At 41.7% G+C, this 16,427-nt stretch carries 14 protein-coding genes; 7 read left to right on the forward strand and 7 right to left on the reverse strand.

Annotated features, from left to right (window positions below):
* Window positions 1-78: 78 nt before the first annotated feature.
* Entirely contained in the window at window positions 79-735 is a 657-nt protein-coding gene (locus tag AC503W_RS19465) for a C40 family peptidase (RefSeq protein ID WP_427685888.1), read from the forward strand.
* Here AC503W_RS19465 and AC503W_RS19470 read toward each other — a convergent pair.
* Complete coding sequence (locus AC503W_RS19470) at window positions 696-2,486, reverse strand: IS1182 family transposase (protein ID WP_427686046.1); 1,791 nt, start codon at window positions 2,484-2,486, stop codon at window positions 696-698. The two genes, AC503W_RS19465 and AC503W_RS19470, sit on opposite strands and share 40 nt — an antisense overlap.
* Before the next feature lie 587 nt (window positions 2,487-3,073).
* Here AC503W_RS19470 and AC503W_RS19475 point away from each other — a divergent pair.
* From AC503W_RS19475 to AC503W_RS19485, 3 genes are all read left to right on the forward strand, one after another.
* Window positions 3,074-6,583, forward strand: a complete 3,510-nt coding sequence (locus AC503W_RS19475) for a YhgE/Pip family protein (protein ID WP_427685890.1) — start codon at window positions 3,074-3,076, stop codon at window positions 6,581-6,583.
* 92 nt (window positions 6,584-6,675) lie between these two features.
* Entirely contained in the window at window positions 6,676-8,094 is a 1,419-nt protein-coding gene (locus tag AC503W_RS19480) for an alkaline phosphatase (RefSeq protein ID WP_427685891.1), read from the forward strand.
* A gap of 115 nt (window positions 8,095-8,209) precedes the next feature.
* Window positions 8,210-8,785, forward strand: coding sequence for an undecaprenyl-diphosphatase (locus AC503W_RS19485; protein WP_427685893.1), 576 nt, complete (start codon window positions 8,210-8,212; stop codon window positions 8,783-8,785).
* 49 nt (window positions 8,786-8,834) lie between these two features.
* Here AC503W_RS19485 and AC503W_RS19490 read toward each other — a convergent pair whose 3' ends face one another.
* Together AC503W_RS19490 and AC503W_RS19495 are read right to left on the reverse strand one after the other, a co-directional pair.
* Entirely contained in the window at window positions 8,835-10,049 is a 1,215-nt protein-coding gene (locus AC503W_RS19490; protein WP_427685895.1) for a right-handed parallel beta-helix repeat-containing protein, read from the reverse strand.
* Window positions 10,050-10,236: 187 nt separating this feature from the next.
* Window positions 10,237-10,389: an SH3 domain-containing protein gene (locus AC503W_RS19495; RefSeq protein WP_427686048.1), complete on the reverse strand. Its 153-nt coding sequence runs from the start codon at window positions 10,387-10,389 to the stop codon at window positions 10,237-10,239.
* Here AC503W_RS19495 and AC503W_RS19500 point away from each other — a divergent pair.
* Complete coding sequence (locus AC503W_RS19500) at window positions 10,322-10,519, forward strand: hypothetical protein (protein WP_427686059.1); 198 nt, start codon at window positions 10,322-10,324, stop codon at window positions 10,517-10,519. The two genes, AC503W_RS19495 and AC503W_RS19500, sit on opposite strands and share 68 nt — an antisense overlap.
* 95 nt (window positions 10,520-10,614) lie before the next feature.
* Here the strand turns inward: AC503W_RS19500 and AC503W_RS19505 are convergent, their stop codons facing one another.
* A complete protein-coding gene (locus tag AC503W_RS19505; RefSeq protein WP_427685897.1) occupies window positions 10,615-12,627 on the reverse strand; it encodes a penicillin-binding transpeptidase domain-containing protein in 2,013 nt (670 codons plus the stop codon).
* A gap of 152 nt (window positions 12,628-12,779) precedes the next feature.
* Window positions 12,780-14,219: a magnesium transporter CorA family protein gene (locus AC503W_RS19510; protein WP_427685899.1), complete on the reverse strand. Its 1,440-nt coding sequence runs from the start codon at window positions 14,217-14,219 to the stop codon at window positions 12,780-12,782.
* A 223-nt stretch (window positions 14,220-14,442) separates the two neighbouring features.
* Between AC503W_RS19510 and AC503W_RS19515 the strand changes: the two genes are divergently transcribed.
* A complete protein-coding gene (locus AC503W_RS19515; protein ID WP_402954797.1) occupies window positions 14,443-14,589 on the forward strand; it encodes a hypothetical protein in 147 nt (48 codons plus the stop codon).
* Between the two features lie 31 nt (window positions 14,590-14,620).
* Here the strand turns inward: AC503W_RS19515 and AC503W_RS19520 are convergent, their stop codons facing one another.
* Window positions 14,621-14,956: a hypothetical protein gene (locus AC503W_RS19520; RefSeq protein ID WP_494915507.1), complete on the reverse strand. Its 336-nt coding sequence runs from the start codon at window positions 14,954-14,956 to the stop codon at window positions 14,621-14,623.
* 215 nt (window positions 14,957-15,171) lie between these two features.
* Window positions 15,172-15,300 (reverse strand): hypothetical protein, encoded by a 129-nt coding sequence (locus tag AC503W_RS19525; RefSeq protein WP_427685901.1) that lies wholly within the window; start codon window positions 15,298-15,300, stop codon window positions 15,172-15,174.
* A 196-nt stretch (window positions 15,301-15,496) separates the two neighbouring features.
* Here AC503W_RS19525 and AC503W_RS19530 point away from each other — a divergent pair, with 196 nt between their 5' ends.
* Window positions 15,497-16,390 (forward strand): helix-turn-helix domain-containing protein, encoded by an 894-nt coding sequence (locus AC503W_RS19530; protein ID WP_427685903.1) that lies wholly within the window; start codon window positions 15,497-15,499, stop codon window positions 16,388-16,390.
* The last annotated feature ends 37 nt before the right edge of the window (window positions 16,391-16,427 follow it).

A 16,427-nucleotide genomic window follows, 5' to 3' on the forward strand; every position in this document is an offset into this window, starting at 1 on the left:
GTAATGTAAAATGTCGTTTATTGTAATAAGACTATAATACTATGTAGGAACCAATATTTGTTTCAGGAGGAAAATTCATTGAAAAAGTTATTTAGTAGTCTAGCCGTCGCTGCCGTCTTATTGCTTTCACCTCTACAGCATCAAGCATCTGCTAATATTGGTGACCAAACGTTAAAACCGAAAATGAAACATTCCGACGTACGCCAACTTCAAAAACTTCTAAAGTTTAAAGGTTACTATAAACCATCAGGCTCCTACTCAAATAATTATAATGAATCTACTACAAAGGCAGTAAAAGCTTTTCAAAAAGACCACAAGTTAAAGAAAAATGGGATATCCAACCGATCCACCTTTAATGCCTTGGGCGTATACAACATAGATAATGACAAATTAATAGAAAAAGCTAAGAAATATATGGGGGTACCATATAGCTGGGGCGGAACCTCTCCCAAAGGTTTCGATTGTTCTGGCTTCATCTACTATGTCTTTGAAAAGTCACAAGATGTCGTCTTGCCACGTACAGCTGCAGATTTGTATTCAAAAGTTGGTTTGAAAACATCTGAACCTGAACCAGGTGATCTTGTCTTCTTTAAAAATGGCAAACGTGTTTCGCATGTTGGAATATACATAGGTGATAATCAATTCATCCATTCAGCCACTTCAAGAGGAGTTAGCATCTCAAGCATGGACAACTCCTACTGGAAGCCGAAATATATCGGGTCGAAAACCCTATAAAAAAAGAAGGGGCTGTCTAATAAGTCCCTAAAATAAAACAGGTGGAGAAAAACGATTCGTTTTTCTTCACCTGTTTTTCTATTTTTATAATAATTTACTGAAAGTAGCTGACGCAATCCAGCTATCTTCAGTAAATTATGTGCCATGGCTACGATGCCAAACTCCGTTTGGACTTTCGCTAAGCCCCGAAGCGAAAAGCGACGGAACGACCTATTGCCCTTGATATGACCAAAAACACTCTCTACCTCGATTTTTCGTCGAGCGTAAATTTGTGCATTCGATTCAGACCAAAGGTTCACTTTTGCTTTCGCTTTTATTTCTTCATAAACTGGATTAACATGCACTTGACGATTTCCTGTCGCCTTTGTACATTGCGATTTTAATGGGCAATCCGTACAATCCTCACATTCATAAATTTTAAAGTCACGTGTGAATCCATTTTTATCCGTACGAGTCGAGTAACGCTTAAATAAAACCTTACGGTTATTTGGACAAGTGTATTCATCCTTTTGTTCATCATATGTCCAGTTACTCACATGACGAATATCTTTTTTATAGCTCCGTTTTTGTTCCGTTAAAAAAGTATTGTAAGGAATCAAAGCTTCAAATTCTTCTTCCAAAGAGTAGAGGTAGTTTTCTTCACTGCCATAGCCGGCATCTGCGATGACGTTTTTCGGGAATGGTAGCGATGTATTCTTCAGTGCTTCTATATGCGGCTTAAAACACCGTGTATCAGTAGGGCGTTGATGGATCGTATAAAAAAGAATGAATTGATTTTCCGTTGCCATTTGAATATTATAACCAGGTTTTAGTTGTCCGTTATTCATATGATCATCTTTCATTCGCATAAATGTCGCATCCGTATCCGTTTTTGAATAACTATTTCGATCGCCAAATAGAGCGTTTTGTTGTTTATATCTAACTAATCGTGGACCTAAGTCTTCGCGTACTAATTTCAATAGTTTCTTTACCGGACTGAGTTCCCGTCGTTTTTCTTTTCGTACCTGGACATCTTCTTCAAATTGGATGCCATTCGTTTCTTTTTCCACTTTTTTCACTAACGCCTTTTCTATTTGAGTTAATTTTTCCTCTGCAGTTAAAGAGGATGTTCCTTCTTGAGCTGACAGTTCATGACCTTCTTCATCTGTAATGGTCTGAATCTGTTGGTACGTTTCTTCAATTTTTTCTTGTAGCTTCGCCTCAAATTTGGTCGTCGCCTTTTTCCACACAAATGAATACTTATTTGCGCTTGCTTCAATCTTTGTTCCGTCTAGGAAGTAATTCTCCATAGTGATATGCTTTTCTTCTATTAGTTGATGGATCATTTTTTCAAAAAGCTTCGGAAGGAGCTTTTCCATTTGTTGTGTACGAAATCGATTAATCGTTCGATAATCCGGTTTCTGCAAGGCAGCCAGCCACATGGTTGGGATATTTTCTTCAACCAGTTTGGCGATTTCACGACAAGAATAGACCTTTTGAGAATAGGCATACAAAATGACTTTCGTCATCATTTTAGGATGGTAAGAGCTACGTCCGCCACCATTATAGTGCTCGAAAAAGACTTTATCTTCTACTGATTCAATCATTTGATCAATTACACGCGCTACGTGGTGAGCCGGAACGAGATCCTGAATATCAAAAATCACAGTGGTTTGTTGGTTATCATAGGGAATAAAAGTAGGCGTGGAATTTCGTTTTTGAGGAACAGTAGTTTCCTCTTGAATGGTGAGTGGTAGTTTAGTTTGTTCCATGTTATAATTTTCTGTAGTGATCTTTTGATTGCTCATAAAAAATCGTCGTTTCTTAAATGTTGTGTGGTAACTTCATTTTACTAAAAAGGGCGATTTTTTTGTGTATAAATTTCATAAAAAAGGGGGTTGCCCTAAAAGTCATATTACTGACTTTTGGGACAGCCCCTTCTTTTTTCAGTAGTATCTTTTTCATCTCTGTACTAAATGTTTCCGACTTTCTTCACATTTTACAATTCGACAAATTAACATTTTGTGCGATTTCGTAAAAATACTTATTGTTTTTTTAGAATTATTATTCCAGTTTTAAGGATAAGAATCTTAATTACTTAATTGTTTAAAAATGAATGAATAACCATTCATCTACCTTACTCTTAAAGAAATTGAAATTGAAATCCTACTTTAGGATCTTTTATTTGTCCAAATAATTACTATTTCATGAAACTTTTATCCTAAAAATCTAAAAAAACTCATAAAATAGTTGTCATTAATAAGAAGGAATTGGAATAAATAGTCAGAATATACTTATAAAAGTTGATTGGACGGCTCCCAATCAACTTTTATAAAATTTTATAGGTAGGGGGTTATGTATGAAAGATTCAGGATTTCAGTTTGGTGGCTCCCAAAATAGGACGGGATGGATTATTGCCATCATTGCTGTCTTATTAATCCCATTCATCTATGCAGCAATCATTCTAACTGCAAAATGGGGGCCATATGACAATTTATCCAAATTACCTGTCGCTGTCGTCAATAAGGATGTAGGTGGCACTTCAGGCGGGAAGCCCATTAATGTCGGCAATGATTTAGTGGCTGAGTTGCGGTCTGGCGATACCCTCGGATGGGAATTCGTTGATGAAAAGACCGCTAAAAAAGGGTTAGAGAATACCGATTACTACATGGTCATTGAAATTCCGGAAAATTTCTCACAAAATGTAACAACGGTCTTGGATGCAAATCCGGTAAAACCCGAACTGATCTATACTCAGAATGAAGGGTTGCACTTCATGGCCGCCCAAGTAACCAAAAGTGCTACAGAACGTATCCGTGAAAGCTTGGCTGATAAGGTGACCGCCACTTATACAACGAGCTTGCTCAATCAACTGGGTGATATTGAAAACGGTTTCATAGATGGGGCGAATGGTTCTCAAAAAATCAATGATGGAGCCGGAGAACTGAAAAATGGTACCGCTCAAATCCTTGATTCCTTGAAACAAAAGGCACCAGACATCGCAAAGCTTGCAAGTGGAGCGACAGAATTAAAAGCTGGAACGAGCGTGATGTATAGCTCTCTTTCTGGTAAACAGGGAGACATCGGCAAATTAGCGGATGGAGCCAAACAAGTAGACAATGGAGCTCAGACCTTAAATGGAGGGGCTAGAAAATTAGATGCTGGTGCCCAACAATTGAATACTGGGGCCAATACACTTAACAGCGGCGCCAATCAAGTCAATTCAGGGGCACAGGCTCTTAATGGCGGCGTCAATCAAGTCAATGATGGAGCACAAACCCTTAATGGTGGTGCCAATCAACTAAATACAGGTGCACAGGCTCTTAATAGTGGCGCCAATCAAGTCAACTCAGGCGCTCAAGCTCTTAATGGTGGCGTCAATCAAGTCAATGATGGGGCACAAACCGTTAATGGCGGCGCCAATCAACTAAATACAGGTGCACAGGCCCTTAATAGTGGTGCCAATCAAGTCAACTCAGGCGCTCAAGAAGTTAATGGAGGTGCCAATCAACTGAATACGGGAGCTCAAGCTCTTAATAGTGGCGCTAATCAAGTCAACTCAGGCGCTCAAGCTCTTAATGGTGGCGTCAATCAAGTTCATACAGGCGCCCAGGCCCTTAATGGCGGTGCCAACCAAGTCAATTCAGGGGCTCAAGCTCTTAACGGCGGCGCTAATCAAGTAAACGATGGAGCCCAAAAATTAAATGAAGGAGCCAGTTCGGTATACGCTGGTGCTACTTCATTGCAGGGCGGGGTAAGCCAAGTGAACGATGGAGCCCAAAAATTGAATAGTGGTACAAAAGAATTAGCCACGGGTGCCACTACTTTACAAGATGGTGCCAAGCAAGTATTAGATGGTTTAACAAGTGCCGAGACAGGAAGTAATACGTTGAAAGCCGGCATTGCCACACTTGCTGAAGGCAGCAAAGGGCTTTCCACAGGTGCTGAAGGCGTGAACTCTGCGGTGAAACAATTATCTCCAGCCGCTAGTAGTGTAGCAACAGGCTTGGCCCAACTTGCTGAGCAAGTACCTGAACTTAAGGCAAGTCCGGACTTCCAAAAGCTATTAGCAGGAAGTCAACAGGTCGCCGGCGGATTGGGGCAATTAGCCGACCAAACGCCTGGTTTAGTATCGGGAGCTTCTCAAATCAAAGGAGGTCTAGCCGATGCTTCAACAGGTGCCAACACTTTAGAAGCTGGGTTAAATACCTTAGTAGCAGGACAAAAACAAGTGTACGCAGGAACACAGAACTTAGCTAAAGGTGCAGGTGACCTTTCCGCCGGAGCTAGTCAACTCGTAACAGGAACTGGTTCATTGGCAGAAGGTACGAATACACTTGCCGCCGGTACTGCAGCTCTGGCAACCGGCAGTAAAGATTTGGTTGCCGGGACTGGATCACTCGCTTCTGGAAGCAAAGATCTTGTGGCGGGAACGACTACGCTTGCCAATGGAAGTAAAGATCTTGTAACGGGAACAGGTACCCTCGCTCAAGGTAGTAAGGACCTTGTCGTCGGTACAGATTCACTTGCCAAAGGCAGTCAAGACCTTGCTACTGGCGCAGGTACGCTTGCTAATGGCACGAAGACCCTTGCAGCCGGAACAAGTACACTTGCTAGTGGCAGTAAAGACCTTGCGGCTGGCGCAGGTACGCTTGCTAATGGCACGAAGACCCTCGCTGCCGGAACAAGTACGCTTGCCAAAGGTAGTAAAGACCTTGCAGCCGGAACAGGTTCACTTGCCAAAGGTAGTAAAGACCTTGCAGCCGGTGCAGGCACGCTTGCTAATGGTACGAAGACTCTTGCTGCTGGAACAAGTACACTTGCCAAAGGCAGTAAAGATCTTGCAGCCGGAACGGGAACACTTGCTAATGGCGCGAAGACTCTCGCCGCTGGAACGGGTACGCTCGCTAACGGCACGAAGACTCTCTCTGCTGGTGCTGGTACGCTTGCCGCTGGAACGGGCACGCTTGCTGCAGGTAACCAAACCGTGAAAGCGGGATGGAACGACCTTACAATTGGTGCAAACAAACTGGATAACGGAATGACGCAAGTGAGTGACGGCACGAAAACCGTGAAAACAGGTTGGGGCACTTTATCCGATGGTGTCCAACAAGTAGACGGTGGTGTCGGACAAATCAAAGATGGCAGTAAGACATTGACAACCGGCTTATCTGGCGGTGCTGATAAATTAAGTGCCATTAACAAGGATGAAAAGAACATTGCCATGTTTGCGGCACCAGTGGAATTGAGTGGAAAGTCCATCAATACATTCCCTGGATACCGTTATGCGAATGCTCCATATATCCTTTCGTTAGCATTATTCGTAGGTGTTTTGGTCATGGCTTGTCTCTTCAACTTACAATTGCCAGCGGTGACAGAGGGCTCCGCATTTAGATGGTACGCGATCCAATTCAGGAACATGGCAGTGCTTGCGATAGCCCAGGCGCTTATAGCATCTGTTTTCGCTTCCTTCTATTTAAAATCAACCTTTACAAATGGGATCATGTTAATCTTATTCTCGGTATTCATCAGCTTAACTTTCTTGGCCATCGTGTTCTTCCTAGTGGCTTTAGCTGGAAATATCGGGCGCTTCATCGCTTTTGCATTCTTGGTTTTACAGCTATCCACAACAGGTTCAAGCTTACCAGTTCATATGCTTCCAGAAGGATTGCAAACACTAAGTCAATTCCTACCACTTACGTATTCGATTAACGGCTTTAAATCAATCATCACTCTTAATAATTATGATTTATTCTGGTCAAGCGTCAGCGTTCTTGCCATATTCCTTGTCTTGTTCGCTGCCCTTTCCCTGGCTGTTATTTGGTTCAAGTCCGGTAGAAATTCAGAACGTGCAGATGTTGCCGCATAAAAGTTTTTACCTTCCTGATATTCAGGAAGGTTTTTTTTATGGATCTCTACTAATAATAGAAAGAAAGACATACATCTAATGGAGGATTCCACATGACTAAAAAAACAAGAAGCATTCCACTATTCATACGCCCGTATGATCTAGCATTCCTATCCCTCCTCATTTTCCTGGCCTACCCGATTCATGGACAAGCTCAAAAGCCTCCCAAAAATGTAATTCTGCTCATTGGCGATGGCATGGGTGTAGGAGCCATCGAAATTGCCCGCCAATTCGAATATGGTAAATCCGGGGTGCTTCATATGGAAAAGTTAGAACATGTCGCCCTGATGCGTACCTACTCCACTAATCATTATGTGACCGATTCAGCAGCCGGAGGGTCAGCCATCGCCACTGGCGTCAAGACCAATAACGAATCAATCGGGGTTGACCCGACCGGAGTGGAGGTCGACAGCATTCTTGATGCCTTTCAAGCACATGGAAAAAAAGTCGGGCTCATTTCCACTAATATGGTCGTCGATGCCACCCCTGCCGCTTTCGGTGCCAGCGTAAAGAACCGCTGGACAGGTGGTTCCCAGATTGCCCGGCAGCTCTTTGATCACCGGATAGATGTCATTCTTGGCGGAGGCGCTTCCTATTTCGAAGAGGAAAGGCAAAATGGCGTCAATCTGATTTCCAAATTCAAAGAAGCCGGTTATTCGTTTACTGCAAATAAGGAAGAACTTGCTTCCGTTCAACACCCTAAAAAACTGCTGGGGCTCTTCCACCCTACCTATATGAACTTCAAGCTGGATCGAGAAGTGGTCCACTCGCAGGAGCCCACACTCTCGGAAATGACGGCTAAAGCCCTTGATGTCTTATCTCAAAGTGATAACGGATTCTTTTTAATGGCGGAAGGGGCACGTATCGATTCAATGGAACATGCCGCAGACTTTACGGGAATTTGGAGGGAAACGATTGAATTGGACCAGACGGTAAAGAAGGCTGTGGAATGGGCTAAACAAAGGGAGGATACCTTGATTATCGTGTTGGCTGACCATGAAACGATGGGAATCTCCGCATCGGAAACGATGGACGTTGACGCATTGAAAAAGATCAAAGTATCTACTCAGTATATGGCCAAACAGCTTACCTTTGATAAAGACAATAAAATCGAGCCAAACAGCGTCATTGCTGTATTCAAGAACCATGCCCATATCTCCCTTACACCTGAAGAAGCTCAACAGTTCATTGATCATGTAAAAAGCAATAGAACGCTTGTCTACCCGCAGCATAGCATCGATTGGGAAATTGGCAGTACTATCGCCAAACATTATAAAGCTGGAGTAGCAGACAGAAGTATACGTGCAGCTAGTTCAACGGGAGGGCACACCGCCAATATGGTACCTGTCTTTGCAACCGGACCTGGAAGCGAGGCATTCGACGGCGTACTCGACAATACGGACATCTCACAAATCATTGCGAAAGTGGCCCGAGTACCCTTTACCCCAGGCCAACAAGTATCCCAAAACTAGGGCTGACACATAGTCATCCCTAGTTTTTTTATATTTCATGCTTTTAGCCAAAAAGGAATGGACATGTATTATAATGATTCATATATCAAGTTTACATAGAAAGGAAAAGACCATTTTGGAATTGAATATCACGTTATTTAGGATGATTAATGATTTAGGCAAAGAGCATGATTTCCTGAATCCTCTGTTCATATTTTTCGCAGAATACTCACTATACTTCTTAGCCATGGCCATTTTGATTTTCTTTTTTTCAAGAAACGGAAGAAATCGGGTCATGGTCGTTTGTGCAGGGCTTACTTTCATTCTTGCCGAGATAGTCGGCAAGTTAGTGAGCAAGCTTCATACGAATTACCAACCATTTGCCGTATTGGATGATGTAAATAAATTGATAGAGAAAGATATCAATAACTCTTTCCCTAGTGATCACACCATCCTCTTCTTTTCCTTTTGTATGACCTTCTGGTTATTCAGTAAGAGCCGATACCGTTTTCTATGGTTGGTCGTAGCCGTACTAGTCGCTCTTTCCCGGGTAGGAGTAGGTGTCCATTATCCTGCTGATATCACGGTCGGCGCATTGATTAGCATGGTCGTATCATTTATCGTTTACAAGACCGTGCCTCCCTTGGCGATAACAAAACGCCTGTTTCATTCACAAGCAAGCATAGAACGAACCAAATCAGGAGGATTGTAATCACCAAAAAAACCGCCAGTTCCCTTCACTGGCGATTTTTTTATAAGGTCTATTTGGTTACAAGGAAAATCCTTTCGGTGCGTAAAAGGAATTCATTATACTGGTAATTGATCCGGATAAATATTTCTGCTGTGTCTTTCGCTCTATTGTTCGTAAGGTCTAGTTTATTTTGAGTACTTAACTCATTATACGTCACCCCATACTTCGAACCGGGCCCCGAATTCTTCCAGGCCATCAACTGGACGGTCCTCCCTACCTTTTGAAACGTATTATTCTTAATGGTTGGATTGATCGCCCCACTGACTAAAATACCTCGGGTGTCCTCCTTGCCATTTTCCACATTCTTGATGGTATTATCCCTAATCTGGGCATTCGACCAATTCATCACGCGAATCGCATCGCTACGCGTTTTCTCAATTTTATTGTTTTGAATCACTACTTTATCATGGTATTTGGATTCGGAATATTTATGGGTTCCCACCGCACGATCCAGGTTCTTGAATGTATTGTGTTCAATGGTCACGTTCTTATTGGCCGTTTTATCAAACTTACTCCAAGTTTGGCTCCAGCCTTGTGTGCTTTTGTCAGGTGTATCAAGGTTGATGGCTTCTTTATTTACATTCTCGGAAGCCTTTGAATCCATGAACGTATTTTTACGGACGATGACATGATCCGAGGCATCCATCTCAATAAAGTGGCCGGAATACATATTCTTGAATTGGATATTCTCGACTTTGACGTTTTTGTTATGCCCCATGATGATGGCGATTCCATCTTTTATATACTTCATGTCGACCGTTACATGACCCTCCCCAATAAATGATATATTCTTCTCACCATCATGTTTACCATATACCCCCTTCTTGGGGGATTTTGATGGCCTTATCAACTGGAACATGGATTTGGCCGCAACGAACTGGCTCGTACCCGTTTTGCTTCCTTTAACCAGCTTCACACCATCCTTCATCTTGATCGTCACATTCGAAGGAACATAAAGCGTATTACTGATCGTATATGTCCCTTTTTTCAGGACTAGCGTTCCGCCGCCCTTTTTCTCTAGCTGTTCAAGATAGGAACGCAATAAGTAATAATGCTTTGTATGCGTGTTATATGTAGAAAAATTCATCATCTTATTCTTATAGGTTTTACTGGCCGGCGATATGGTATAGGTCGGTTTGGAAGCCGCCACTGCCGAATGCCTGGGCAATCCTCCACTGATCAATAACATAACGGCGATACACAACAATCTAACTTTCTTCCTCATGATGCTAACTCCCCTTTTTATATGCTTTTCCCTAAAAATCCCTTTGAGTAACAAAGGGTTTTTTTAACACTTCACCTATACTATCATTTTTCTCGACGAATTAAGCATATGTGACCACTAATATTCCATTTAATTCTATAAAAACGAATAAAAAGACACCATCCAGTTTTATGAATGGTGTCACATCTTATGTTTTTTTTATATAGGCCTTGGAAACATACCCACTTTTGTTTCCTTGTTTCACCTTATACCAGTTCCCTTGTTGGGCTAGTATGGTAACATTTTGGTTTTTCTTAAGCTGGCCGACGACTTTAGAAGTTGTGCTCGTCTTCTCCCGCATGTTCAAAACCGTAGCTGTCACGTTTCTTGTTGTTTTCTTGACGGTGATTTTTGTAGAGACGGACTTCTTGTTATTACTTCCATCAATCGCGGTTTATTATTTAATTTATACACTCATTCAAAAACATTGATGAATTTCATAATACAACTGTTCAACGCAGAGCCTAAAAGTAATGGGTACTGGTCTTATTTAACTGAAGAGACTTATATTTTTAAAGCATTTGTGTCACTTCAAATATTTCTTCAGAACCGGCTTCATTTTATCACTTACCAAATGGCTGCCGCCTCGTCCTTTTACGTCTTCCATCATCCAGGCCATAATCAGCTCTGGGTCTTCAGTATCCATGGCAACTAACCAACCATTTTCGGTTCCGCTGGAATTCTTGGATGCTTTGGTCTCGGCTGTGCCTGTTTTCGTAGCCAGCTTCACGCCAAGATCGTTTAAGTCATGTGCGGTTCCTTTAGGATGCTCCACGACTTGTGTGAGCATCTTGGTGATCGTAGTTGCTTGATCTGCAGAAATGATGTTTTCTTTCAACGGTTTCTTTTCCGTTTTATCGCCTGTCACTAAGGAAGGGGCCATGATGTTTCCTTCATTTAAGAAAGCCGAGTAGGTCATTGCCAAGTGAAGGGTGCTCATTTGGACTTGGGCTTGCCCATAGCTAGCGTCAGCCAGGCGTCCTTCGCTATCGAGCTTTCCGATGCTTGATGCTTTAATCGGGTAGTCAAAGTTCAGGGATTCATCAAAGCCGAAGTCTTGGAGCCCTTTTGAGAATTTATCTTTGCCAAGCTTCAATGCTTGTTGGGCAAAGTAAATATTATCGGAATAGATGAGGGCCTTTTCCATATCGATCGGCACTCCAGGGTTGGAGACCCGTGTGATGGAATGGTCTTTCCAGTTCGATTTCGCCCATTTTGTTCCTTGAATGCTGAGTGCAGCTTTAGGGTCGATTCCATTTTTCAATTCAATCGCCGCAGTTAATGCTTTAATTGTCGATCCCGGTGCAAAGGTTGAACTGAACCGGTTCAGTAGCGGCTTGTCCGGGTCATCTTCTAATGCCTTCTGTTCCGCATTCGTGATGCCCAGTACATATTTGTTCGGATCAAAAGAAGGACTGGATACGAGCGCCAGTGTCTCGCCGGTATTCGGATCAAGTGCTGCCGCCGATCCCGCTTCGTTATCATATTGTTTGAAAATATCCTTTTGAAGCTCGGCATCGATTGTCAACGTGATCGTTTCACCTTCTTCAGCCGGTTTCTCGGCGATGATTTTTTCCTCGCCTTCTTCTGTCTTGATGAAGATCTTGCCGCCTGGTTTCCCTTTTAGACGTTCTTCTAGAATTTGCTCAAGGCCACGTTTTCCGATGACGTCATTCGCGGTGTACCCCTTGCCTTTTAATTTCTCCAGGTCTTCCGCCGACGCCTCTCCCACATAACCGATTAAATGCGCAGTGGCCTTTTTATAAGGATAGATCCGTTCCTCTGAACTGTTGGCAGAGACCCCTGGGATGCTTAACAGCTTATCCAAGGTTGCTGTCTCATCAGAAGAAATTTGCTTGATGGGCACGAAGTAACTAGGCTGTACCCACGATTGGTTCAATTTCTTTTCAACTTCATCCGTTGTCATGTTAAGAGTACCGGCCACCTGTTTGACGGTGGCTTTTTTGTCACCCATTTTCTCTGGTACGATTCCGATTTCCGAAACCGTTCCATTCATCGCCAGGCCACGTTCATTCCGGTCGACAATTTCGCCACGGATGGCCGGGTAGGACTCGACTGATATCTTTTCACCAGCTTTGAGATCCGGGAAGATATAGCTTTCATCCCATTTAATGTACCAATTTTCTTCCTTGTCTCTCTCTTCTTTGACAAGGGTCGCCTTATGGTCGGAACTGACAGCTCCCGCTAGCGTGTTCATGTCAACGGTATAAGCCAATTTCACCTTTTCATCATCTTTATGTTCTTTTGCTTCTTCTTCTTTTGGCTGAGTATAGCCCACCTTGATTTGGTTGGCTTCAATTCCTTTATAGATCTTTTTATATCGCTCTGCAAATTCATCTGCACTGACTTGTTTCTTCGTATCAGCTGACAGATAATCATACATCTTCGCAAAATCCTGTTTATTCCATAGTTTCGTATAGGCCGCAAAGCGTTCTTCTGGACTAGGTTCTTCCGAGCACCCCGCCAAAAACAATACACTCATCAACAAACAGCCGAAAACTAATGCTAATCTTTTCATAATCTCCTCCTAGTGAACAGTAAGAATGATATCTATAGTTTATCAAAGGTTGGGAGGAAAAGGGGAAATTTGTAATGACACTTTCCCTCTTTTTACTATTTAGGATCATGAACACAAACAAAAGTCCTGCGCATGTGCGCAGGACTTGATTTTTATAGCACTTTCTTTTTCCGGCTCTTTTGTTCTTGAAGCCATTTTTTCAAGAATAAGAAGCCCATGACAAAGGAAATGATCAGGCCGGATGATGTTACCAATACAGCCACCCATTCATAGAGTGTGTAATTCATATAATCTTCCAACGTCAATTTCTTTTGCCAATCCTCTATATACAGGTTCATCCCGAATATGCCGGAGATGACCGTATAGATGGTAAGGATTTGCAGCAGGTAATTACTGCTTTTCCCGGATAGCTTATCTTGGTTTTGGTACAAGTAGGAAAGCGTTTCTTTCACTTCTTGATAGAGCGGTTCGATCCTGAATACTTCTTTCGTCATTTTGAAGAGCTCTTTCCCTGTGAAGGTGCTGTTCACTTCAGCAAATAAGTACTTCGCCGAAAACTCGGTGATCATGAAGATTAACAATTCCGTATCCGACTGGTCTTTTTCCACATCGATTTGGGAATGGTCATGAGCCAGTTTCAACAGGACTATTTTATAATAGAAGTAAAGCAGCATGGAATAGAAGTGTTGCCCGTACATTTCACTCGCAAGTTGGTTCTCTAGCTTGCCTGTCGCTTTTGTGACACAGGCAAAATGCCCCTCGCTCGTGACATAATACGTTTCCTCCCCCCAACGATCGTACACCCTCTCCTTGTAATACTTGTCAATATAGTTCGGGTTCAGGGCGCCGACATAGGGTTCTCCATCATTATCATATCCATTTAACTGACTCGTTCGGTATAAATCCGATTTGGTAATTTCCCGATCCTTCGGGAGATTCGTATAACTGAGGACAAACATGCGTTCATCCACGAAGAAAGGCAAACTTCCGAAGTAGGATGTGTGGTCTTCTTCGTCATCAATATATTTCTCAGCAGGAGGGATTAACTCCTCAAAGATGAAATCTTTCACGTATCCATACTCATTATTCCTACAGCCGACCTTCATCTCGATTTCGTCTTCCGCAATGGGTTCGAGAATCCGGAACGTATCCGTGAAATAAAGGACATCATCATAAGGAAGGTTCTCAGGCAATGTAACCCGGATATTAATCATCCCTATATGAAACGGGCAAACATAGATATCAATGGAGTTGATTATAAAAGCCGTTTTTAAGAATGGCGAACGGAACGTACATCCCAGATCCATTTTCTTCGAGAAACGGCGTATGCCCTCTTTCTGTTTTGAACTGCTCGGAAACAAAATGGGGACAATATTCGGCATAAAGTATTGCTCCAAGTTACGATGGGAAACTTTATGATTGCCATAAAAATCGTCCTGCAGGTCCATATTATCCAGGTCCAAAAAGACAAAGTCATCCTTAAGCAAGCGTTTGACAAACCCTTCGATTTTATTTCCTTCTAGCATGAACGGAAAAATAAATTGTTGGAAGGAGCGCTTCGTACGGTCGTTTTTTTCATTACTCATAGCCATAATTTTTGCCTCCGCCTTGACCGGGGTTCTCCGGTTCTCATTCACGTGCTCTTATTCACTTACCCCAGTTCTATCAAACAAAAACGAAGCATAATATGGTAAGAAAACGGACAAGCTTTTATTTTCCACCCTCCCCTCCTTATTGACGGAAGGTAATTTCTGGTTTAAACAACCACAAAACGGGTACAAAATAATAAGAAGAATTTGGTAAGGGGGCGACAACGTGAAATCTGATACGAAAAAATACCATTTCGAGTTATTAGAACGGGTAAAACCTACGGAATCAAACGACCGGAAGCGGATGAGCGAATTCATAAAAAAAATGAAAAACAATGCACAAAACTCCCAATTAACAAGCAAAAACTCATGACATATGAGATGTCATGAGCTTCTTTACGTTCTTAATATGCAACTTTTTTCTGATGATCTTGCCCCACGCAATTTTGAATGCCAATTACGTCCAAAAAGTGTTGAATTTTTTTCATAGAGCTCGCCTGGTATTCATCCACGATGGAAAACTCTTTTATATAAGCGATTTTTTCTTGACTACTCGGGTCAAGGAGTTCATCTGTATCTATATCATCCTGGTTGTATTTTTTCTCATTTGATTTCTTGCATGTGTAAACCACAGCTTCCCCAACCTTCTTGGCAGCCCTATCAAAGTAAAAAGAAAATACAATGGCACATTCGTCATCATAAAAAGAGGGTTGAACTTTCATATTAATATCAATCATCATTCTTCCACCTCTCTCTGTTTTGTTACTCTTACTATAACAAACTTTCTACATGCATCCATGTGTTCATATAGCCCCTCACGTTTCTTCCACATCTTCCTATGCCCCCTTATATTGACAAATCATGGATAAATATAACTAAAGGCATATGCGTGAAAGAATATTTTAGATGAAGGCAAAAAAAAGACACCCCTACTAAGAGGTGTAAAAATTATAATTTATAGGGATTTGAATACTGAAGGTAATTCAAAAACACTTGGTAATTCCGATGGTGTGACACCGCCGACAACGACTACAGCAGCTACTAGAAGAAAGGATACCGCCATCCCTTTAAGACTTTTTTTCATGGGTAATTCCTCCTTATTTTCATAAAAAATATTGGATTTAATAGAAATAAATTCTATAGTTGTATTTAACCATAGTTTTATCAAATGCGTTTTCGTTGTGGTCATACACATTACATAAAGAAAATAAACCATTCTTATTTATTCTTCTATTTTTCACTATAAATATAACTCTAGGCATATTTTAAGGAGAGTTAACATGGATTTTTCAGCGGTTGGGAAGAAAATAAAAGAACTAAGAAAACAAATTGGTCTTTCACAAGAGGAACTTGCAGAAGGAATTTGCACGCAAGCACAGATTAGCAAAATTGAAAAAGGCGTGGTCTATCCCTATGCCACTACTCTATATTTAATTTCTAAAAGACTAGGGGTTGATGTCAATTACTTCTTCGACATCGGTATGACACCCCGCTTAGATTATGTACAGGAAGTTTCTCATCAATTAAAAATAGCTCGACGAACAATGAACTACCAAGAGATGAAGGAAATTGTAAAGGCAGAGGAAAATAACCCCCTATTCACGCAAAACAAGCAAAATCATCAATTGCTCGTGTGGCATAAAGGGATTTATGAGTATATGGTAAACCATGACATAGATAAAGCGATACAGTACCTAGAGGAAGCCATCTCTTTATCCGATATAACGGATAAGATGTATTCCGAACGGGAAATCGAATATTTGCTAAGTATGGGTGTGATCTATTTCGAAGAACGACTCTATGAAAAAGCTTTATGTACATACAAACTGGCTCTTACTCATATGAACCACTTGCCTTATTTAAATGATAAAACGATAAAGACCAGGCTTTTCTACAATTCCTCAAGGGTTTCCACCCGCTTAGAGGATTATGAAGCTTCCATTATATATTGTACAAAAGCAATCAAATGGTGCTTGGAGGAAGACCACCTATACCTTTTAGCTGAACTCCATTACCACCTGGGATATAACTACGAATTGCAAAATAACTATAAACAAGCGAAAAAATATATGGAACGAGCCCGCCTCATATTCGATTTACAAAAACAAAACCGTTTTGTCACCTTTATCGATGAGAAATTCAAAGTGTGGGAAGCTCTCGTAGAAACAAATTAACACCAAGCCATTCCCCATTCAGGGAATGGCTTTTCAC

This window comes from Peribacillus suis, assembly GCF_059384845.1.

Coding starts and splice junctions, on each gene's coding strand:
- AC503W_RS19470 (WP_427686046.1), bottom strand. CDS start 2,486: ATGGAACAAACTAAACTACCACTCACCATTCAAGAGGAAACTACTGTT.
- AC503W_RS19475 (WP_427685890.1), top strand. CDS start 3,074: ATGAAAGATTCAGGATTTCAGTTTGGTGGCTCCCAAAATAGGACGGGA.
- AC503W_RS19480 (WP_427685891.1), top strand. CDS start 6,676: ATGACTAAAAAAACAAGAAGCATTCCACTATTCATACGCCCGTATGAT.
- AC503W_RS19490 (WP_427685895.1), bottom strand. CDS start 10,049: ATGAGGAAGAAAGTTAGATTGTTGTGTATCGCCGTTATGTTATTGATC.
- AC503W_RS19500 (WP_427686059.1), top strand. CDS start 10,322: ATGGTAACATTTTGGTTTTTCTTAAGCTGGCCGACGACTTTAGAAGTT.
- AC503W_RS19495 (WP_427686048.1), bottom strand. CDS start 10,389: ATGCGGGAGAAGACGAGCACAACTTCTAAAGTCGTCGGCCAGCTTAAG.
- AC503W_RS19505 (WP_427685897.1), bottom strand. CDS start 12,627: ATGAAAAGATTAGCATTAGTTTTCGGCTGTTTGTTGATGAGTGTATTG.
- AC503W_RS19510 (WP_427685899.1), bottom strand. CDS start 14,219: ATGGCTATGAGTAATGAAAAAAACGACCGTACGAAGCGCTCCTTCCAA.
- AC503W_RS19520 (WP_494915507.1), bottom strand. CDS start 14,956: ATGATGATTGATATTAATATGAAAGTTCAACCCTCTTTTTATGATGAC.
- AC503W_RS19525 (WP_427685901.1), bottom strand. CDS start 15,300: ATGAAAAAAAGTCTTAAAGGGATGGCGGTATCCTTTCTTCTAGTAGCT.
- AC503W_RS19530 (WP_427685903.1), top strand. CDS start 15,497: ATGGATTTTTCAGCGGTTGGGAAGAAAATAAAAGAACTAAGAAAACAA.